Source organism: Mitsuaria sp. MSU3D (assembly GCF_056867975.1).
The window spans coordinates 3,341,932-3,362,950 of sequence record NZ_CP200314.1; the positions used below are offsets into that span (position 1 = coordinate 3,341,932).

General features: G+C 67.9%; 14 protein-coding genes. 7 read left to right on the forward strand and 7 right to left on the reverse strand.

Going from position 1 to position 21,019, the window contains the following annotated elements; genetic code table 11:
* Positions 1-130: 130 nt before the first annotated feature.
* On the reverse strand, positions 131-1,801 hold the full coding sequence (locus AC1VNM_RS14530; protein ID WP_483107379.1) for a 3-(methylthio)propionyl-CoA ligase: 1,671 nt from the start codon (positions 1,799-1,801) through the stop codon (positions 131-133).
* A gap of 278 nt (positions 1,802-2,079) precedes the next feature.
* Here AC1VNM_RS14530 and AC1VNM_RS14535 point away from each other — a divergent pair, with 278 nt between their 5' ends.
* A complete protein-coding gene (locus AC1VNM_RS14535; RefSeq protein ID WP_377161458.1) occupies positions 2,080-3,621 on the forward strand; it encodes a methyl-accepting chemotaxis protein in 1,542 nt (513 codons plus the stop codon).
* Positions 3,622-3,624: 3 nt separating this feature from the next.
* On the opposite strand, the gene minE is transcribed toward AC1VNM_RS14535, so the two are convergent.
* From minE to minC, 3 genes are read right to left on the reverse strand one after another with little or no spacing between them, the layout of a single operon-like run.
* On the reverse strand, positions 3,625-3,888 hold the full coding sequence (gene minE, locus AC1VNM_RS14540) for a cell division topological specificity factor MinE (RefSeq protein ID WP_088403459.1): 264 nt from the start codon (positions 3,886-3,888) through the stop codon (positions 3,625-3,627).
* Between the two features lie 17 nt (positions 3,889-3,905).
* Positions 3,906-4,718, reverse strand: coding sequence for a septum site-determining protein MinD (minD, locus tag AC1VNM_RS14545; RefSeq protein WP_297526444.1), 813 nt, complete (start codon positions 4,716-4,718; stop codon positions 3,906-3,908).
* A 49-nt stretch (positions 4,719-4,767) separates the two neighbouring features.
* Positions 4,768-5,691, reverse strand: coding sequence for a septum site-determining protein MinC (gene minC, locus AC1VNM_RS14550; RefSeq protein ID WP_483107380.1), 924 nt, complete (start codon positions 5,689-5,691; stop codon positions 4,768-4,770).
* Between the two features lie 971 nt (positions 5,692-6,662).
* Here minC and AC1VNM_RS14555 point away from each other — a divergent pair.
* The 4 genes from AC1VNM_RS14555 (at position 6,663) to AC1VNM_RS14570 (ending at position 11,049) form a co-directional block, all read left to right on the forward strand.
* Positions 6,663-7,655: a bile acid:sodium symporter family protein gene (locus AC1VNM_RS14555; protein WP_483107381.1), complete on the forward strand. Its 993-nt coding sequence runs from the start codon at positions 6,663-6,665 to the stop codon at positions 7,653-7,655.
* 93 nt (positions 7,656-7,748) lie between these two features.
* Positions 7,749-9,794, forward strand: coding sequence for a methionine--tRNA ligase (gene metG / locus AC1VNM_RS14560; RefSeq protein ID WP_483107382.1), 2,046 nt, complete (start codon positions 7,749-7,751; stop codon positions 9,792-9,794).
* Positions 9,795-9,920: 126 nt separating this feature from the next.
* On the forward strand, positions 9,921-10,124 hold the full coding sequence (locus AC1VNM_RS14565; RefSeq protein WP_377161449.1) for a DUF3460 family protein: 204 nt from the start codon (positions 9,921-9,923) through the stop codon (positions 10,122-10,124).
* A gap of 82 nt (positions 10,125-10,206) precedes the next feature.
* Positions 10,207-11,049, forward strand: a complete 843-nt coding sequence (locus AC1VNM_RS14570; protein WP_483109281.1) for a segregation and condensation protein A — start codon at positions 10,207-10,209, stop codon at positions 11,047-11,049.
* 103 nt (positions 11,050-11,152) lie between these two features.
* Here the strand turns inward: AC1VNM_RS14570 and AC1VNM_RS14575 are convergent, their stop codons facing one another.
* The 3 genes from AC1VNM_RS14575 to AC1VNM_RS14585 all read right to left on the reverse strand — a co-directional run bounded on the left by AC1VNM_RS14575 (position 11,153) and on the right by AC1VNM_RS14585 (position 13,417).
* The gene (locus AC1VNM_RS14575; protein WP_377161445.1) at positions 11,153-11,893 is read right to left on the reverse strand and encodes a response regulator; all 741 of its coding nucleotides are present in this window, start codon (positions 11,891-11,893) and stop codon (positions 11,153-11,155) included.
* 341 nt (positions 11,894-12,234) lie between these two features.
* Entirely contained in the window at positions 12,235-12,687 is a 453-nt protein-coding gene (locus AC1VNM_RS14580; protein ID WP_377161443.1) for a MaoC family dehydratase, read from the reverse strand.
* Between the two features lie 64 nt (positions 12,688-12,751).
* Positions 12,752-13,417, reverse strand: coding sequence for a ParA family protein (locus tag AC1VNM_RS14585; protein WP_431104835.1), 666 nt, complete (start codon positions 13,415-13,417; stop codon positions 12,752-12,754).
* Positions 13,418-13,861: 444 nt separating this feature from the next.
* On the opposite strand from AC1VNM_RS14585, the gene AC1VNM_RS14590 reads away from it, so the two are divergent.
* Complete coding sequence (locus tag AC1VNM_RS14590; RefSeq protein ID WP_483107383.1) at positions 13,862-15,133, forward strand: hypothetical protein; 1,272 nt, start codon at positions 13,862-13,864, stop codon at positions 15,131-15,133.
* Between the two features lie 25 nt (positions 15,134-15,158).
* On the forward strand, positions 15,159-21,011 hold the full coding sequence (locus tag AC1VNM_RS14595; protein WP_483107384.1) for an Ig-like domain-containing protein: 5,853 nt from the start codon (positions 15,159-15,161) through the stop codon (positions 21,009-21,011).
* The last annotated feature ends 8 nt before the right edge of the window (positions 21,012-21,019 follow it).

Here is a 21,019-nt window from a genome sequence, read left to right on the forward strand (position 1 = left end):
CGTGACGAAGGTCGAAAGCTTGCGGGTCTGGTTCATGTCTGTCTCCGGAGATGTTGTTGATGTAGGACGCTGAACAGCAAGGAAATCGCAGGGATCCCGATGACGCGCGGGGTCGCGGGAAGGCGGGGGCTCAGCAGCCCGGCAGCTTGTGGCCCTTGAACTGCTCGCGCAGCTTGAGCTTGAGCATCTTGCCGGTGGCGGTGTGCGGGATCTCGTCGACGAAGACGACGTCGTCGGGCACCTGCCACTTGGCGATCTTGCCCTCGTAGAAGCCGATCACGTCCTCGCGCGTGAGCGCCGCGCCCGCATCGGTGGGCTTGCGCACGACGACGAGCAGCGGCCGCTCGTCCCACTTCGGATGCGCGACCGCGATGACGGCGGCCTCGTGCACGGCGGGATGCGCCATCGCGATGTTCTCGACGTCGATCGAGCTGATCCATTCGCCGCCGGACTTGATCACGTCCTTGCTGCGGTCGGTGATCTGCATGAAGCCGTCCGCGTCGATCGCGGCGACGTCGCCGGTGGGGAACCACAGGCCGGCGTCGCGGCCGTCCTCGCCGGTGACGCGGATCAGCGGCGAGCCCTCATGACCGAAGTAGCTGTCGATGACCCACGGGCCGCGCACGACCAGGTTGCCCGAGCTCTTGCCGTCCCACGGCAGCGCGCGGCCGCCGTCGTCCACGACGGCCATGTCCACGCCGTAGATCGCCTTGCCCTGCTTCTCGAGCAGGCGACGCTGCTGTTCCTGGGGCAGCTCCAGCTGGCGGCTGCTGAGCCGCGACAGCGTGCCCAGCGGCGACATCTCGGTCATGCCCCAGGCGTGGATCACGTCGACGCCGTAGTCGTCCATCAGCGTGCGCAGCATCGCCGGCGGGCAGGCGGAGCCGCCGATCACCGTGCGCTTGAAGGTCGAGAACTTCAGGCCGTTGGCGCCGACGTAGTTCAGCAGCCCCAGCCACACGGTGGGCACGCCGGCGCTGAAGGTGACCTTCTCGGTCTCGAAGAGCTCATAGAGCGACTTGCCGTCCAGGTGCGGCCCGGGCAGCACCAGCTTGCAGCCGACCAGCGCGGTGCTGTAGGGCAGCCCCCACGCGTTGACGTGGAACATCGGCACCACCGGCAGGATCACGTCGCGCCGCGAAGCGGCCATCGCATCCGGCAACGCCGCGCCGTAGGCATGCAGGACCGAGCTGCGGTGGCTGTAGACGGCGCCCTTCGGATGACCGGTCGTGCCGCTCGTGTAGCAGATGCTGGAGGCGGTGTTCTCGTCGAACTCGGGCCAGACGTAATTCCCGTCCTCGGCGTCCACGAGTTCCTCGTAGCAGCGCAGGTTCGGGATCGAGGACTCGGCCGGCATGTGGGCGCGGTCGCTCATCAGGATGAAGTGGCGCACCTGGCCGAGCTGCGGCGCGATCTTCTCGACCAGCGGCAGGAAGGTCAGGTCGAAGCACAGCGCGCGGTCGTCGGCGTCGCCGGAGATCCAGGCGATCTGCTCGGGGAACAGGCGCGGATTGATCGTGTGGCACACGAGTCCGGAGCCGGACGTGCCGTAGTAGATCTCGAGGTGGCGGTGGCCGTTCCAGGCCAGCGTGCCGACGCGCTCGCCGGGCTGGAGCCCGAGCCGCGCGAACGCCTGCGCGAGCTGCCGGGCGCGGAACTCCACCGCGCCCCAGGTGGTGCGATGCAGGTCGCCCTCGACCCGCTTGCTGACGATCTCGGTATCCCCGGCATGGCGCGCCGCATGCTGGATCAACGATGAGATCAGCAAGGGCATCGACATCATCTGGCCCATCAGTGCCATGTCGTCTCCTGGATATTGTGGCCGGTGCCTCTCGGCTGCCGGGCCGCGCGGGACGCGATCCGGGAGCGCACGGGCGCCTTGATTTCGGCTGTTCGAGTCAGTCTATCGACCGCCCCGGGCGCCTCGCGTCACCCTAGTGACGCGGCGGCGTTTCCGGCATAGGGGATTACACGGGACCGCGACGGGCGCAATCACTCTTGGCAGCGTCACGAAGCGATGCTCAGAATCGGTGCGTCCAGGTCCTCTCATCGAAAAACCAGAACCTCCAGGAGACAACGATGCGGCTCAACGACCTTCCCCTGACCAGCAAGCTCAACGGCGCGATCGTGCTCTTGATCGTGGCGATGCTCGTGGTGGGCATGTTCACGCTCTGGCGCAGCGATCGCATCACCAGCGAGTCCACCGCGGCGATCCACGATGCGCAGGACATCATCCGCAAGTCCGTCCAGTGGCACGGCATGACGCAGACGGCGGTGGCGCGCAGCATGGCCAGCGCGATCAGTTCGGACCCGGCGGTGGGCGAACTCTTCAAGGCCAACATCGCCAACGACGCGCCGGAGGTGGCCAAGCTGCGCGAGCGGATCTCCGCGGAGGCCAAGCGGCCGGAGGACCAGGCCAAGCTCAAGGAGATCGTGGGGCTGGGGCAGACGCTGCTCGCGGCCAGCAAGAAGGCGCGCGAGGCCGGCGCGTCCGGCGACTGGAGCGCCACCAGCCGCATCGTGCAGAACGAGTACGTGCCGTCGGTGAAGGTCTACCTCGACGCGATCGGGCAGTTCGTCGCGATGCAGGAAGGCCATGCGGAGGAGGCGCGACAGGCCGCGGCCGACGCGCGCACGGCGCTGCGCTGGCAGGCGGGATTGGGCGCCGTCGTGATCGCGGCGGTGGGGCTGTTCACCGCGTGGCTGCTGAGCCGCGCGATCGTGACGCCGATGGCGCAGGCGGTGAAGGTCGCCGAGGCCGTCGCGGCCGGCGATCTGCGCTCGCAGATCCGCGTCGACAGCCGCGACGAGACGGGACAGTTGCTGGGCGCGCTGCAGCGGATGAACGAGAGCCTCACCCGCATCGTGGGTCAGGTGCGGATGAGCAGCGACTCGATCGCGACGGGCACCGGCGAGATCGCCAGCGGCAACGCCGACCTGTCGCAGCGGACCGAGGAGCAGGCGGCGAACCTCGAGCAGACGGCCGCGTCGATGGAAGAGCTCACCGCGACGGTCAAGCAGAACGCCGAGACCGCGCGCACGGCGACGCAACTGGCGCAGAGCGCGTCGACCGTCGCGGCCGAAGGCGGCCAGGCGGTGCAGCAGGTGGTGGCGGTGATGCGTCAGATCGACGAGAGCTCGCGTCGCATCACCGACATCATCGGCACCATCGACGGCATCGCGTTCCAGACCAACATCCTCGCGCTGAACGCAGCCGTCGAGGCGGCGCGCGCCGGCGAGCAGGGACGCGGCTTCGCGGTCGTGGCCAGCGAGGTGCGCGCGCTGGCGCAGCGCAGCGCGGCGGCTGCCAAGGAGATCAAGACCTTGATCAGCGACAGCGGCACCAAGGTCGAGGCCGGCACGCGCATCGCGGGTTCGGCGGGCGAGACGATGGGCCAGATCGTCGACCAGGTGCAGCAGGTCTCGGTCCTGATCGCGGAGATCAGCAACGCGAGCGCCGAACAGAGCCAGGGCATCGACCAGGTCGGCGACGCCATCACGCAGCTGGATCAGGTCACGCAGCAGAACGCCGCGCTCGTCGAGGAATCGGCCGCCGCGGCCGAGAGCCTGAAGCAGCAGGCCGCCCAGTTGAATCAGGCGGTCGCTGTCTTCAGGCTGTGAGGGTCAGAGCTTGCGGCCTTCCGGCAGCTCGATCTTGACCTCGAGGACTTCGAGGTCGTCCTGGCGCTCCATGTGGACCTTGATGTCGTCCGGGTTGATGGAGACGTACTTCGAGATGACCGCGAGCAGCTCGCGCTGCAGTTGCGGCAGGTAGTCGGGGCTCGCGCCGCGACCGTTGCGTTCATGGGCGAGGATCAGCTGCAGGCGCTCCTTGGCGACACTGGCGGTGCTTTTCTTTTCGCCCAGGAAGAAGGACATGAATCCCATGGTCTCTCCCTCGGGTGTCAGCGACTGAACAGACGCTTGAAGAAGCCCGGCTTCACGGCCTCGACGAAACGCATCGGCTTGTCCTCACCCAGGAAGCGGGCGATGACATCGGCGTAGGCCTCGGCAACATCCGTTCCCTTCATGTGGATCGCCGGCAGACCCTGGTTGGAGGCCTGCAGCACCACTTCGCTTTCCGGGATCACGCCGATCAGCGGCGTGCGCAGGATCTCGTGGATGTCCTCGAGCGAGAGCATCTGCCCGCCTTCGACCCGGTTGGGGTTGTAGCGCGTGATCAGCAGGTGCTCCTTGACGGGCTCCTTGCCTTCGATCGCGCGTTTGGTCTTGCTGTTGAGCATGCCCAGGATGCGGTCGCTGTCGCGCACCGAGGAGACCTCGGGGTTGGTCACGACCAGCGCCTCGTCGGCGTAGTGCATGGCCATCAGCGCGCCGGTCTCGATGCCCGCGGGCGAGTCGCAGACGATGAAGTCGAACTCCATCGCCTTGAGCTCCTCCAGCACGCGCTCGACGCCTTCCTGCTTGAGCGCGTCCTTGTCGCGCGTCTGCGAGGCGGCCAGGATGAAGAGCTTGTCCAGCTGCTTGTCCTTGATCAGCGCCTGGCTGAGCTTGATCTCGTCGTTGATGACGTTGATCAGGTCGTACACGACGCGGCGCTCGCAGCCCATGATCAGGTCGAGGTTGCGCAGGCCGACGTCGAAGTCGATCACCGCGGTCTTGTAGCCGCGCATCGCGAGGCCGGTGGCAAAGCTGGCACTGGTGGTGGTCTTGCCGACGCCGCCCTTGCCGGAAGTCACCACAACGATCTTGGTCATGGGTCGAGGTCCTTTTTTCAGAGTGTCTGGTGGGGGATGGTCCGCGGGCTCAGGCGCCCAGCGGCTCCATCAGCAGCTTCTCGCCGTCCAGGCGGACCTGCGCGGCCTTGCCGCGGACGTTGTCCGGCAGCGGGTTCTCGCTGGTGCGATAGATGCCGGCGATGGCGATCAGCTCGGCCTCGAGCTGCTGCGCGAAGATCCGCGCGTCGGTGTTGCCGCGCGCCCCCGCGATCGCCTTGCCGCGCAGCGGCGCGTAGACGTGGATGCTGCCGTCGGCGATCACCTCGGCGCCGTGGTTCACCGCCGCCAGCACGACCAGGTCGGCGCCCTTGGCGTAGACCTGCTGGCCGGAGCGCAGCGGCTTGTCGACGTAGACGGTCTTGGTTTCGGTCGGCACCGGCACTTCCACCGGACGCTCGACGACGACTTCCTTGATCACCTGCTGGACGACCTTCTCGACACGAGGCTCACGGGACTCGCGTTCGGCGCGCACCGGCAGGTCGGGCGCCTCGGCCAGGCCCAGTCGGGCCGCCTGCGCCAGTTCCGCGGCGTTCGCGCCGACCACGCCCACCGGCTGCAGGCGGTGACGGCGCAGCAGCGGCAGCAGCGCGGCGATGTCCACGCGGGAGACGGGTTCGGCGGCCTCGCCGGCCCTGTCCGTCGACGTCTCGGCCTCCAGGCTCAGTTGCCCCTGCCCGTCGATCGCCGGCACCGGCTCCGCGCGCTGCTCCGTCGCCTCGGCGGCGTCCGCCACCGCCGGCAGCTGGCTCAGGTCGAGCAGCAGCGGGTCGTGGTGGAACGCGTCGGGCGTCTCGCCCAGCTTGGCCTGGAGTTCCGCGTCGAGCGCGGCCGGATCGGCCGTCTTCAGGACGAGGGCGAGCAGGCTCAGCGAGGCGCTCTTCAGTTCAAAAAGTTCCGGGGACTTGCCGGCGGCCGACCGCCCCGATGAATTGCCCGCCACTGCCTGCGTCATGAAAGAAATGAGGAATGCGTTTGCAAAGTCGCGGATTTTAGCGGTGCGGCAAGGTCCTCCCTTTAGGGGCCTGCCCGCCCGCGCGGTGCTGAAACCCATCAGTGCCCCATCGCAGGCTTGTCATGTTCCGTCCCCGCCTCGTCACGAACCGGCCACGGGCCGCCTCATTTTCGAGCAAACCACCGGAATACCGGTCGTGACAAGCACTTGCAAGCGTCATCGCCAGGTGACACACATGCTTGTCCACAGGGGCGGGGGATAGATCGTCCGTTCGGAGGGACGACGGCCAGTCCCGCCGGTCGCCTCTTCCGGCGTCATCGGAGGGTTGTCAACCCAAAAATCGAGGATGCGGGGCTTGACTTATCCCCATTGAGCCGCTCCACGGGTCCGGCGGAGCCCGCTGCTGCGTCGCAGCTGCTCGTTTTCCCGGGACGCCGCCAAGTCATTGATTCATATAGCGCGATTTCGCTTGCCCGGAAATGAGGCACGGAACCTCGAGAGTCCGTCGATCAAGGGTTTAGAGCAGTCCCCGGCAGGTTTCCCACACAGTTATCCACAGTCTCGGTGGATAGCTTTCGGCGGTCTTTGAAATCAAGCATTTAGCGCGCTTGCTTGAACCGCAGGACGAGGTCGGACACCCCTTCGACGGGGTGCCGAGGGGTGTCCGGGCGCGGCGACAGGCCCCCGTACCGTTACAAATCCGGTCAGATCTGCCGATGACGGCCGCGCCCCGCTGGGCGAATGCCGTCACGAATGCACCAGGCCGCGTCACGAATCCGACATCCGGGGCGACCAGCGTTTCAGCAAGCGGTCAAATCGGGGGACGGCAAGGCCAATGACAGGCGGGCAAGTCACGGTCCCGATAGAGTCCCTGCCTTTCTTCCTGCTCGGGCCACGCCTGGCCTCCGTCAGGTCTCCTGCTCCCCCCGATGGTGGTGACGTGCCGGCCGCGCGCTGGCGAAAGGTTCGCGATGGGCATCCGGTCCTGGCTCCGCAAGGAGTGGTTTCTGCTGGCGCTGGTCGGCGCGGTGGCGCTGGCCAGCTTCTGGCCGGAGCTGGGCCGCAGCGGCGGGTGGCTGCGGCTGGAGGTGGTCAGCAACTGGGGCGTGGCGCTGGTGTTCTTCCTGACCGGGCTGGGCCTGTCCGCCGCGGCGCTGCGCGACGGCGCCCTCAAGTGGAAGGTTCACGCGCTGGTGCAGCTCAGCACCTACGCCCTCTTCCCGCTGCTGTGGTGGGGATTCAGCGCCCTCTTCGGCCGCTGGCTGCCGCAAGACCTGGCCCTCGGTTTCGCCTACCTCTGCGCGCTGCCGTCGACGATCTCGTCCTCCGTCGCGATGACGGTGCTGGCCAGGGGCAACGTGCCGGCCGCGATCTTCAACGCCAGCGTCTCCAGCCTGCTCGGCATCGTGCTGACGCCGCTGCTGGTGGCGCTGATGGCCGGCACCAGCGGCGCGACGCTGCCCTTCGGCGAGGCGGTCTGGAAACTGACCCAGCTGCTGCTGCTGCCGCTGGTCGCCGGCCAGTTGCTGCGTCCGGTGCTGCTGGGCTTCTACACGCGCCACAAGTCGCGGATCACGCTGATCGACCGCTGGGTGATCATCCTGCTGGTGCTGTCGGCGTTCAGCGACTCGGTGGCCTCGGGCCTGTGGCGCGACCACGGCGCGGAACTGCTGGTCAAGGCCGCCCTCGGCGCGGCGCTGTTCCTGGCGGTCGTCATCGTGCTGAGCCGCCTCGCGGCCCGCGCGATGGGGCTGCCGGTCGAGGACGAGATCGCCGCGGTGTTCTGCGGCTCGAAGAAGACGCTGGCCTCGGGCGTGCCGATGGCCAAGCTGCTGTTCGGCGCGCATCCCGCGGTCGGCGTGATCGTCCTGCCGATCATGTTCTATCACCAGCTGCAGTTGATCCTGTGCTCGTGGCTCGCCCAGCGCTACGCGGCGCGCCCATCTCCGCCATCCGGCGCCTAAAATGGCCGGTTCCCCCTCGCGCGACCGCACGGCCCATCCAGGGTCCGGGCGTGGGGAGGAGAACCGCAGCCCCAAAGCAGGCCCCATCGCGCCATGACACGCAAGATCTTCGTCACCACCGCCCTCCCGTACGCCAATGCGAATTTCCACATTGGCCACATCATGGAGTACACCCAGGCCGACATCTGGGTGCGCTTCCAGCGGATGCAGGGCAGCGAGGTGCACTTCGTCTGCGCCGACGACGCGCACGGCGCGCCGATCATGATCGCGGCGGAGAAGGCCGGCAAAAGCCCGCAGCAGTTCGTCACCGACATCGCGTCGGGGCGCAAGCAATATCTGGACGGCTTCCACATCAGCTTCGACAATTGGCACTCCACCGACGGCGCGGAGAACCACGAGCTGTCCAAGGAGATCTACAAGTCGCTGCGCGCCAACGAGCTGATCGCCGTCAAGACGATCGAGCAGTTCTTCGACCCGCAGAAGTCGATGTTCCTGCCCGACCGCTTCATCAAGGGCGAGTGCCCGAAGTGCGGCGCGAAGGACCAGTACGGTGACTCGTGCGAGGTCTGCGGCGCGGTCTACACGCCGACGGAGCTGAAGAACCCGTTCTCGGTGCTGACCGGCGCGACGCCGGTGATGAAGAGCTCGGAGCACTACTTCTTCAAGCTGTCCGATCCGCGCTGCGTCGACTTCCTCGAGCAGTGGACGCAGGCGCCCGGCCGGCTGCAGCCGGAAGTGCTGAACAAGATCAAGGAATGGTTCGCCAAGGACGAGGACGGCAAGGGCGGACTGGGCGATTGGGACATCAGCCGCGACGCGCCCTACTTCGGCATCGAGATCCCGGATGCGCCGGGCAAGTACTTCTACGTCTGGCTGGACGCGCCGATCGGCTACCTGGCCTCGCTGAAGAACTACTTCGGCAAGATCGGCCGCGACTTCGACGCCTTCATCAAGGACGAGTCCACCGAGCAGATCCACTTCATCGGCAAGGACATCACCTACTTCCACACGCTGTTCTGGCCGGCGATGCTGCACTTCAGCGGCCGCAAGACGCCGAACCACGTGTTCGTGCACGGCTTCCTGACCGTCAACGGCGGCGAGAAGATGTCCAAGAGCCGCGGCACCGGCCTGGATCCGCTGAAGTACCTGTCGCTGGGCATGAACCCGGAGTGGCTGCGCTACTACCTGGCCGCCAAGCTCAACAGCCGGGTCGAGGACGTCGACTTCAACCCCGAGGACTTCGTCGCCCGCGTCAACTCGGACCTGGTCGGCAAGTACATCAACATCGCCAGCCGCGCGGCGGGTTTCCTGTCCAAGCGTTTCGGCGGCCAGCTGTCGGCGGATGTCGGCGTCGAGGGCCGCGCGCTGCTGGACGGCCTGCGCGCGCACAAGGCGACGATCGTCGAGCTGTACGAGACCCGCGAGTTCGGCAAGGCGCTGCGCGAGATCATGCTGCTGGCCGACCGCGTCAACGAGTACGTGGACCAGAACAAGCCCTGGGACCTCGCCAAGCTCGAAGGCAAGGATCAGGTCCTGCAGGACGTCTGCACGGTCTGCATCGAGGCCTTCCGCCTGCTGTCGATCTACCTGAAGCCGGTGCTGCCGGCGCTGGTCGCCAAGGTCGAGGCCTTCCTGCAGGTCGCGCCGATGACCTTCGTCGACGCCGATCGCGCGCTGGGCGCGCACAAGATCGGCGGCTACGAACATCTGATGCAGCGCGTCGACCCGAAGCTGCTGGAAGCGCTGTTCGAGCCGCCCGCGCCGCCCAAGGTCGTGCCCGGCGGCGAGGACCTCGCGCCCGAGATCAAGATCGACGACTTCGCCAAGGTCGACCTGCGCATCGCCAGGATCGTGAAGGCCGAGCTGGTCGACGGTTCGGACAAGCTGCTGCGCCTGACGCTGGACGTCGGCGAGGGCCGCCTGCGCAACGTGTTCAGCGGCATCCGCAGCGCGTATCAGCCGGAGCAGCTCGAGGGCAAGCTGACCGTGATGGTCGCCAACCTGGCGCCGCGCAAGATGAAGTTCGGCGTGTCCGAAGGCATGGTGCTGGCCGCCAGCCACGCGGATGAAAAAGCCAATCCCGGCATCTTCGTGCTGGAACCCTTCCCGGGCGCGCAGCCGGGCATGCGCGTGCGATAAGCCCACCCCCTGCCGGCTGACGCCGGCCCCCTCAAGGGGGCGAGCCCGAAGGCCCGGCGGAGCCGGCGCCTCGGACTCTGCTTGGTCAATACCTTAAGATTCACTGTTCACACACGAGAATTCGCCATGCCGCTGTTCTGGAAGAAGTACGAATCCGAAGTCACACAGTTCATCAACGGACTGAAGGCCCAGAAGCCGACGCTGGAAGCCGAACAGCGCGCCGGCCGCGCCCTGCTGTGGGACCGCGAGCAGGACCGCCAGGCGCAAGCCGGCTACAACGACGCGCGCGTGTCGCAGCAGCCCTACGTCTACCAGACCAAGTCCGAATAAGCGGGACCGCGGCCTCCCCGCCCCGTCCGGCCCGCCCGTCGTTCCCCGCGTGAGCAGCGCAGACGACCACCGTGACACCGCCCTGACGCTGCCGGATCCCCCGGCGGATCAGGGCGGCGACGCTTCCACGCCTGAAACGGTCGACCATGTCGCCGTCGCGCGGCTGTACGGCGAACCGCTGTTCGCCATGCCGCAGGACCTCTACATCCCGCCGGACGCGCTGGAGGTCTTCCTGGAAGCGTTCCAGGGGCCGCTGGACCTGCTGCTGTACCTGATCCGCAAGCAGAACTTCAACATCCTCGACATTCCGCTGGCCGAGGTCACGCGGCAGTACCTCAGCTACGTCGAGCAACTGCGCAAGCACAACCTCGAGCTGGCCAGCGAGTACCTGCTGATGGCCGCGATGCTGATCGAGATCAAGTCGCGGATGCTGCTGCCGCCCAAGAAGTCCGAGGACGGCGGCGAGGTCGAGGATCCGCGCGCGGAACTGGTCCGCCGGCTGCTCGAGTACGAGCAGATGAAGCAGGCGGCGCTGCGGCTGGATCAGATGCCGGTGCTGGGCCGCGACTTCCTGAGGGCGCAGATCCACATCGAGCAGTCGCTGGCGCCGCGGCTGCCGGACGTGCACGTCGAGGACCTGCGCGCGGCCTGGGCGGACCTGATGCGTCGCGCCAAGCTCAACCAGCACCACAAGATCTCGCGCGAACAGCTGTCGGTGCGCGAATACATGTCGCACCTGCTGCGCCGACTCCAGGGCGAGCGCTTCGTGGAGTTCGAGGACCTGTTCGACCTGGACAAGGGCCCGCAGGTGCTCGTCGTGTCCTTCATCGCGATGCTTGAGCTGGCGCGCGAGCGCCTCGTCGAGATCACGCAGGCGGAAGCCTTCGCGCCGATCTACGTGCGGCTGGCCTACTCACCGAGCTGACTGCCGGCGACCTTCGCCAGCGATGGCCGTCAGCCATGGAAAACGCCGGGTCAAGCCCGGCGTTGTTGCTTCGGCGAGCGTCGCGGGGACGTCTGAACCGGTCTCAGCGGAAGGTGGTGAACGCGGCGTTCGGCTGCCGCTGGACCATCTGCCCCACCGCCAGCACGGCCTGCGTGCGCGAGCTGACCCCCAGCGCCTTCAACACCGCGGCGACGTGATCCTTGATCGTCTCGACCGACACGCCCAGTTCGCGCGCGATGATCTTGTTCGGCTTGCCTTGCAGCAGCAGCGCCAGCACATCGGTCTGGCGCGGCGTCAGCTGCAGGCTCTCCAGCCCGGCCGTGGTCTGGTAGCCGGCCTGGCTGGCCAGCGCCTGGACCTGATGCAGCTTGGCGTTCCCCGACGTGGCGTCGGCGATGGCGACGGGCTCCGGTTCCGGCGCCACGTCCGAGCCCAGCGACATCGGCGGCACGTAGATCCCGCCCGACATCACCAGCTTCAGCGCCTGCGCCAGCACGTCGTTGCTGGTGCGTTTCGGGATGAACCCCATCGCGCCCTGGTCGATCGCGCGGATCACGTCGCTGGCGCGGTCGGAGGCGGAAATCACCACCACCGGCAGCGACGGGTATTGCGCGCGGAACTCTTCCAGCACGTCGAATCCGCTGGCGTCGCCCAGGTTCAGGTCCAGCAGCACCAGGTCGAAGTCCTGGCGCGACTTCAGCGTGTCGCGCGCCTGAGCCGCACTGTCGGCGCCCAGCACCTGCACATCTTCTCCCAGGCCTTGAATCACAGTCTGGAGCGCGGCCAGGATCAGCGGGTGGTCGTCGATCAGCAAAACCCTCACGGGTGTCTCTCCTTGGATGGTCGGACTTCGACGAGGGGAGACTCCCCACCGGCCGCACCGAATAACTTTCGAATCAGGGCGCGATCATAGGCGGGCGCCTCCAGGCAGGCACTCCCCCTTACGGTGGCATCTGAAACAGTAGAAAGTTCTATTGGCAAACTGACATTTTTGTATTCGCACATCGCGGTATCGACGTGTGAAGGCCGTCCGTCGAGTGTGACGGCGGAAAAATCCAGCGTCTGAAATGATGGAAATGCCACCGACGGGCGGTCATCGCCCGGTGGTCCGGGCGTCATCGGCGAGTCGTCGGAGACCCGTCGGAGACTCGTCGGAGAGGCAGATCAGCGGTACTGGCGCGTCAGCGATTCCGCGATGCAGACCGGCTTCCCGCCGGCCTCGCGCTCGACGGTCACCTCGACCATCATCTGCACCCCACCGTCGACCGGCTCCAGGCGCTTGAGCACGAAGCGCCCCCGCAGCCGGCTGCCGACCGGCACCGGTGCCGGGAAACGCACGCGGTCCAGTCCGTAGTTGATGCCCATGCGGACCTCCCTCACGCGGAAGGCGGTCTCGTAAAAGCGCGGCAGCAGGCTGAGCGTCAGGAAGCCATGCGCGATGGTGGTACCGAAAGGACCCTCCGCGGCGCGCGCCGGGTCGGTGTGGATCCACTGCTGGTCCTCGGTCGCGTCGGCGAAGGCCTGGATCCGCGGCTGGTCCGCCGCGATCCAGTCGGACACGCCGATTTCCTGCCCCACCAGGGGCGCCAGGTCTTCCAGCTTCTCGAACATCCGCATCCCGGTCTCCTGTCGTTCTGAAAACTTCAGCGCCGGCAGGTCCCGGGAATTGGAACGCAAGGGGTCAGGCCTTGCCTTCCTTCACCGGCCGCTCCAGCCAGGCGCAGAGTCGTTGCCACTGTTCCAGATCGCGGGCCACCCGGCCGGGGGCGATGTCCCAGAGCGTCAGGCCGCGAGCGGCCAGTTGCACGTAGTTCTGGGTGTCGCGCAGCTCGGCCAGCAGCGGCAGCCCGAGCTGCTCGATGAACTGGTGCAACTGCTGCTGCGACAGCGTCCCCTCGCGCACCCGCATCGCCACCAGGCCGATGTCGGGCCCGCCGTTGGACTTGTCGCCGGGCTTGCCGCGATCCTGGGACGCATCTTGCAGTTCGCGCACGAAGTCGTATGTCGCCTGGATGTCAAAGAGGCTGGGCTGCAGCGGCACGACGACGCGGTCCGCCACCTTGAGCGCCTGCGCCAGCTTCTTGCCGTGCAGGCCGGCGGGGGTGTCGAGCACCGCGTGCGAGACGCCCTTGGGGGCTCTCAGCTGCTCGGTCGAGGCGAGCTCCCAGCCCCGGACCGCCGGCACCTGGGCGGGACGCTGCGCCAGCCAGCGCGCCGAGGACTGCTGGCGATCGATGTCGCCGAGCATCACCGCACGGCCACGATGGGCCAGATACCCCGCGATATTGCTCGCGAGCGTGCTCTTACCCACCCCTCCCTTGGGATTGGCCACCAGGATCACCGGCATCGCAGCACCCTTCGTTCGGATGAAGAAACGCGGGAATCTTAGGTGATCCGCGACCGCAAAAATCAGGCGGCCGGCAAATACGCCCCCGCGTCCGCCGCAGCCGCCGGGTTGTCATCCGACAAATCATGAGCGGCAACTTCCCACCCAATATTGCTGGTTGACCAGCCCATAGCTGCGCACTCCCAAGTTTTGGCGCCAACTCGTGTCATTCAAATACGAATTTCGAGCTGAACAATTCGTCTTCGGAATGTCCATCGGGAATTTTCTTGTGCATTCGAGCCGCTTGAGCCTCCTCGTCCCGAGGGAGCCGCTTGAAACCGCCAGCCCAAAACACCGGCCCGGCGCCAATCACCCACGAGCCCCAGAAAACCGGATCACATACCCCGGGACCACAGGTATCAATATTCCATATCCCTTCCAGAAATTCCTGAACAGGCAACAGCCATGAATACTCGATTCAAACTGATGACCGCCGGCGACTGGCTTCGCGCGGCATGGCCATTCACCCTCGTGGCCGGCGGCGGCGCTCTGTGGTTCGGCGACGACATCCTCCGCTCGATCCGGAACACACCCCACCCAGCCCTGGTCTACATCATCCTGGGGGCCCTGACCGCCGCCGTCGCGCTCGCCTGGCTGGTCCTGCACCAATTGACCCGGGAAGCGCAGACGGCCCGCGCGTGGCGCGACGCGGCTCCGGAGCAGTTCGCGTCGCGCCTGGGCTTCACGGCGCCCCGGTCGCCGTACCGCGATGCGTATGCGCTCGTGGCGGAACACGCGCTTCACCCCAAGGAGGTGAACCGGCAGGAACTGGAGCGCCGGCTCCAGGCTGCCGAACTCGCCTATGCGGAGCGGCTGTCCCTGCCGGGCTTCATCGCCGGAGCGCTCGTGGGCCTGGGCCTGGTCGGCACCTTCATCGGCCTGCTGGGCGCGCTGCAGGACCTGGCGGCCCTCTTCTCCGGCATGAGCGCCGCTTCCGGCGGCGATCCCGCCACCCTCTTCAGCGGCATGCTGCTCAAGCTCCAGGCCCCCATGAAGAGCATGGGCACCGCGTTCATCGCTTCCCTGTACGGCCTGCTGGGTTCGCTCATCCTCGGCCTCACGCTGGTGGCGGTGAACAACGTCCGGCTGCGTGTCAACGCCACGGTCCATGACGCGATGTTCGATGCCTTCAACGGCATCCCGCTGACCACGCCGACCCGCGTCCGCCGTTCGGATGATCGGGACCTTGGGGACCATCGGGACGACCGGGACCTGGCGTCCGAACGCTTCGTGTCGGCCCTGCTGTCGCTGACCCGAAAGCTCGACGAGCAGGTCGCCGCCCTGGCCGGGCTGCGCCATCCGCAGCTGTGGCTGGACGCCTGGTCGCAGATGAATGAGCAACTGGCCCGGCTGCGCGCGCAGGAAGTCAGCACGTCCCTGGCCCTGCTGCAATCGCTGCGCGATCAGACGCGGACCGTCGAGCGCGTCGCCGAGACGACCGCCGGGATGCACGCGCTGATGACGCAGTCCACCGCGCAGGACTCGCAGGCCGGCGTCGACCTGCGGCACGCCCTGCAGGAATGCCGGCTGGCCTTCGAGGACGTGGCCGGGCGGCTGCGCTCGGTGCTCGCCCTGCAGCTCGATCAGGCCGATCGGCTCGCGGCTGCCGTCGACACGAACGTCCTTCCCCCCGTGAACCCCGCACCGGATGTCGCGCTGGCCTCGAACGCCGGCTGATCCCCACTCTCCATGGAGCCGCGCAATGGCTAACACTTCCCTCACTCCCGCTGCCGCCCCCGGCAAGAAGACCGTCATCAAGGTCCAGGCCTCGCTCGCCGACATCCACAACATCCGGCTGATGGACACCGACCTGGTGATCGTCCTGAAGTCCGGCAAGACGGCCGTGGTCCCTGACGGCGCGATCCGCGCCATGATGGATCCCGAGTTCACCCTCCAGTTCGACGACACCGAGGTCGCCGGCAGCGCCTTGCTGCGCCAGGCCGGCCGGATGGAGATCGGCGATCTGGCGTCGGTGGCCGTCAGCACGCCGCCGCCCGACGATGCCGCGGTCTGGCTCAACGGCGGGCCGTCGCCGGTCGCGGAGGCCACGGGGACGGCCGACCCACTGGGCGGCAAGCTCAGCGCCCTGTCCGTACCGGAACCGAAGAGCTTCTCCGAGCATTGGGGGCCCTTGGCCAGCATCGTCGCCGCTGGCGGCGCGCTGCTCGCCGTGGCCATGGGGTCGTCGAAAGGTCATGGCGGAAGCTCGACCTCGACCTCGACCGCGTCCATGGCCTCGGCCGCGTCGTCGCCGGCCGGCGCGACAGCTGATCCGTTCTCGGTCTTCGGGACGATCACGGCGGGGCCGGTGCTGCCGAGCAACGACCTGCGCGTCGAAGTCCGCGACACCAGCGGTCGCGTGCTCGGCGCGTCCACGGTGGATGCGAACGGGCGCTACCAGATCAACGGCCTGAACGGCGCCTACGCCGGTCCCCTGCTGGTGACGGTCTTCAGCACGGGCGGCAACGTCGATTACGTGGACGTGGCCACGCACGCCGGCAAGGACCTGGCCGCGCCGCTGAGGGCCGCGGCGGTGCGCGGGAACGACACCCAGTTGCAGGTCAACGTCACCGCCGTCACCGAGCTCGCGGTGCGGGTGCTGGCGCCGACCGATGGCAAGCTCCCGGCCGACAGCGCCGCCGTGACGCACGCCAACACGGCCCTGTCGCGACTGCTCGGCCTGGGCGATTCCGACATCACGGCCAGCACCGCCAGCCCCGTGATCCTTCAGGACGGCAGCGTCAGCGGCCATTCGAACGACTACGGACGCGTGCTGGCGCTGTTGTCCGGTGCCGCGTCGACCGATGGCGGCGACGATGCCGCGATGTCGCGACTGCTGGGCCTGATCGACACCTCGGGAACGGACTACCAGTGGAAGGCCGGCGCACCGGACCAGCCCCCGCTGTCCGCGCAGTTGGCCCAGGCGTTCAACGCCCTGCCCGGGACGAGTCGCACGGACGACCTGCGTGTCGCGTTGAACAAGGCCCTCGGCGCGAGCGGCGACACGATCGCGCCGGTGATGCGGAGCGTCACGCTGACCGGCGTCGACAGCCATGGCGACGACAAGACCGGCAAGCTGGTGTCCGGCGACAAGCTGCGTGTCACGCTGTCGACGGATGAATCGACGCTCGTCGTCGGTTCGCCGACCCTGGGTCTCGACCTCGGCGGCCACACGGTCCAGGCCGCCTACACGGCCACGACGGCCGACGGCCGGCTGGTGTTCGAGTACGACGTGCAGCCGACCGACTATGCGGCTTCGGGCACGATCAGCGTCGTCGGCGTGACCGCGGATGATCTCGACAAGCTGGTGGATGCCGGCGGCAATGCGGTCGGCATCGCGCTTCCCGTCGCGGATCAGCCCCATCCCATCGCGGTAGGCACCCTCCTCCCCGGGGTCGGCGTGCGCTTGGACGCGGCCGACGACACGGGGCTCCGGTCGGACGACGGCATCACCCAGTCCTCGCTCCTCCATGTCTCCCTCTCGGGCAGCGTGGGCAACACCGTCCATCTGTTCGAGGACCTGAACGGCAACGGCAAGCCGGACGACGGCGAGGCCCTGGGTGAAGCGTTGATCCCGCCCGGCACCAAGGAGGCGACGCTGACGGTCACCCTGAAGGAAGGGCGACACGATCTGCTGGCGTATCAGCAGGATGCCGACGGCCTGACGGGTGCCAGTTCCGCGCCGTTCACCGTGGTCGTCGACAACAGCGCCCCTGTCGGTGCCAAGCTGCTGCTGACCGGCCCGGACCAGGTCACGCGCGGCGGCATGCCGTTCTCGCTGGTGGCGCATCCGAGCTTCTCGATCACGGCGGAAAAGGGCAGCCAGGTTGCCGTCTTCGAAGATCGCAACGGCGACGGCGTGCAGAACGACGATGAGCCGACGCTGCTCACCCACCTCCAGACCGGGTCCATGGACACCGTCGAGAGCACCGTCGCGCTGGGCGACGGCATGCATCCGCTGCGCATCCTCAGCACCGATGCCGCGGGCAATCGCAGCGTCTCGGAGCTCCAGACCATCGGCGTGGCGACCACGCCGCCACCGGCGCCCCGGGTCGGCCTGCTGCCGCAGGAAGACAGCGGCGCCAAGGATTCGGACGGCATCACGAGCAAGTCCCTGCTGCATCTGCAGGTCAGCGGCGAGCCAGGCAACACCGTGTTCGTGTTCGACGATCTCAACGGCAACGGCCAGTTGGACGACGGCGAACTGATCGGGCAGGGACCGGCGTCCGCTCAGGCGGGAACGCCGGTGTCGCTGCCGGCGAGCCTGGCCGAGGGTCGCCACGTGCTGATGGCCTATCAGCAGGACGACAACGGCTTCACCAGCGACCTGTCGACGCCGCAGGTCGTGGTGGTCGACAAGACCGCCCCCGCTCAGGCGACGCTGGCCTTGGGCGGCTCGGAGCAGTTGACCGTCAACGGCCTGCCGGTGTCGCTGAACGCGATGCCGACCTTCGAGCTCACCGCGGAGAAAGGCGCCCGCGTGCTCGTCTTCGAGGACCTGAACGGCGACGGCGCGCAGGGCGCGGACGAACAGACCCTGGCCGAGCACACGCAGCTCGGCGGCCAGGACGAGGTCGACAGCGACATCAGCCTGAGCGGAGGCCGCCACGACCTGCGCGTCATCACGACCGATGCCGCGGGCAATCGAAGCGTCTCCGACATCCAGACCATCGGCATCCTCAGCAAGCCGATCGCCACATCGTCGTGGACGCTGGCGCCGGCGGACGACACCGGCGACCGCGCCGACGACCTGATCACCAGCCGCTCGACACTGCATGCGCAGGTGAGCGGCGATGCGGGCAACACCGTCTACCTGTTCGACGACCTGAACGGCAATGGCAGGCAGGACGACGGAGAGCTGCTGGCGTCGGCGCCCGTGCAGGACGGGAACGCCCAGGCCGCCCTGGTCTTCAGCCTCGCGGAGGGGAGCCATGTGCTGCGGGCCTATCAGCAGGACATCAACGGCTTGTCCGGCAACGTCTCCGCGCCGCGGACGGTCGTCATCGACCGGACCGCGCCGGCTGTGGGCAAGCCGGAACTGGGCGGGCCCGACAGCACGACCCTGAATGGCGTGCCGGTATCGACGTCGGCGACACCGCTGTTCGAGATCACCGCCGACAAGGGCAGCCGCGTGAGCGTCTTCGAGGATCTGAACAGCAACGGCCAGATCGACGCGGGCGAGCGGACGCTGATCGCCGATCACCTGCAGATCGGCGCTCGTGACGAGATCGCCAGCGCCGTCGCGCTGGCCGACGGCAGCTACGAGCTGCGCGTCCTGGCGACCGACGTCGCGGGCAACCGCAGCGTGTCGGCGATCCAGACCCTCTCGGTCGCGGCGTCCGCTCCGATCGCCCCCACGCTGGGCCTCACGGCGGCGGACGATACCGGCGACAGCAGCAGCGACCTCCTCACCAACCAGCGCACCGTGTCCATCCAGGTGGACGGCACGGCGGGCACGACGGTGAAGCTCTTCAACGACTTCAACCAGAACGGCAAGGAGGATGTCGGCGAGTCCGCAGGCTCGATCGCCCTGTCCGCACGGGATGCGCACGGCAGCGGGGCCGTGCAGCTCGTCGACGGGGTCAACCACCTCCACGCCTACACCGTGGACTCGCTCGGGCGAAAGAGCGCCGCCGGGGCTGACCTCGCCATCACGCTGGATCAGCAGGCGCCCGCGGCGCCCGCCGTGCAGCTCGCGGTCGGCAGCGACACGGGGACGGCTGGCGACCAGGTGACCACGCTGGAATCGGTCGCGCTGGAGATCACGGGGGCCGCCGGCGCCCGCTTCGACCTCTTCGACGACAGGAACGGCAACGGCGTGATGGACGCGGGCGAGCTGCTGGCCACCGGCGCGCTGACGGGTTCCACGACGGACGTCCAGGTCCCGCTGCACGAAGGCGTGCACGCACTGGGCATCACCGCCCACGATCCTGCTGGCAACGTGAGCGTGGCCACGGCGTACACGCTGACGGTCAATCATTCGCTGCCGACCTTCGTGGCGGCCCGGACCCTCGAGCTCGATGGGCGTTCGCTGGCCAACACCGATGGGAACGACAGCCTGCTGCCCAACACGCCGTTGGGGACCGAGCGCCTGACGGCCGAGCACCTGGGCCTGTCCGACCCTGCGCCCGCGGAGGTGCTGATCACCTTCGGGCAGACGACCAACGTCACCCTCAGCGTCGACGGCGTCACGCTGGCCAGCGGTGGCAGCGTCTCCTTGCAGCAGGTGATGGACGGTCATGTCGGCATCGCCTACAGCCAGGACAACGCGTCGCTGCAATCCGGCGGCGTCTTCGCCTCAGCGGGCTTCGACGTGTCCAAGCCCGGCGCGACGACCGACACGGCGAGCGGCTCGCTCAACTTCGGCATCCACCACGACGGCGGCGGGATCGTTGCCTATGGCGACGGGTCCGGCTACGGCCACGCGGGATCCAACAACAACACCGATCCGACCTTCACCGCACAAGCCGGCTCCGCGCAGGCGGACCAGCTGCTCGGCACCAGCCAGGGCGATCTGATCTTCGGCGATGGTTCGGGCGGTGGCGCGGGAGCGTCTCAATACGCGGGGTTCCCGCAACACGGCGGTCAGGCGGGCGGCGCGAACGATGTGATCTCCGGAGGTGACGGCAACGACGTCATCTTCGGGGACGGTTTCTCCGGCAGCGATACCACCAGTACCGCGGGTGCCGGCGGGTATGGCGGCGGTGGTGGCGGTGGCAATGGCCGAAGCTACTACACCGCCGGTGTCGGTGGCCTCGGCGGTGTTGGCGCCGGCGACGGCGGGACCCAGGAGGGCTCGGCCGTCAACGGTCAACCCAACACGCTCGGCGTGGCACTGGGCGGCGGCGCCGGTACCACCCGGGGCAGTTTCATCACCGGCGGCGGCGGCGCCAGCGTTGGAGGAGGCAGCACCCAGTACACCGCCGAGTTCGACGGCGCCCAGAACGCCGCGCTGCACCAGTACGACAACACCGGCTCGGCGGACAGTGCCATCGCCGGTGCGCGCGCCGCCTTCCTGGACGGCCCCGGCGGCAGCAACGGCGAAAACCGCCTGTTCACCCAACGCATGGGCGTCGGCAACGACACCATCGATGGCGGTGCCGGCGACGACGCCATCATGGCCGGCAACGGGGACGACCTGATCACCGGCGGTCGTGGCAACGACATCCTGTACGGCCGCGGCGGTTCGACGGCCGCGGGAACGGACAACGACCTCTTCGCCTGGCACCGCGGCGACGCGGGCACCACCGGCGCCATCGACGTGATCCGGGACTTCGGCGCCAGTGACGGCAACAAGGATCGGCTGTCCCTGCTGCCGATGCTGGAGGGCCGCGCAGGACCGGCCGACGACCTCTCGGCATGGATCAAGGTCTTCAACAACGCGGCGGCACCCGCCGGCGTGGCGGGCGCGGACGCGGGCACGTCCGGCGCACTGATCGTCATCGACGTGGACGGTGACGGGCCGGGCCACGTGCTGCAGCAGATCTACCTGAGCGGCGTCACGCTGGCCACGACCGACGTGCAGACCTTGGTCAGCAACGGCAGCGTCCTCTGAGCGTCCAT